The organism is Opacimonas viscosa, from assembly GCF_024199005.1.
Classification (GTDB): Bacteria; Pseudomonadota; Gammaproteobacteria; order Enterobacterales; family Alteromonadaceae; genus Opacimonas; species Opacimonas viscosa.
On record NZ_JANATA010000127.1, the window covers coordinates 1 to 272 of the forward strand.

General features: G+C 63.2%; 1 protein-coding gene. It reads left to right on the forward strand.

The genetic code is table 11. From position 1 onward, the window contains the following. Window positions 1–254, forward strand: a 254-nt coding sequence (locus tag NLF92_RS12975) for an AzlD domain-containing protein (RefSeq protein WP_254102632.1), incomplete at its 5' end; no start/stop codon positions are given. Between the last annotated feature and the right edge of the window lie 18 nt (window positions 255–272).

Here is a 272-nt window from a genome sequence, read left to right on the forward strand (position 1 = left end):
TTATCGGCATCGTTGGCGACCGCCCGATGCCCGCATGGCTGCTGCGGCACCTGCGTTACACGGCGGTGGCTATAGTACCGGCCCTGATCGCGCCCTTGGTGGTCTGGCCCACCGCGACCGAAGGGCAGCCAGATGTCCCAAGAATGACCGCCGCTGCGGTCACGCTGGCCGTCGGGATTGTCACCAAGAATGTGATCGCAGCCATCTTCAGCGGGGCCGCAACGCTTTACGGACTGCACTACCTATTGGGCTGAGCTAGCCTCCAACTGGTT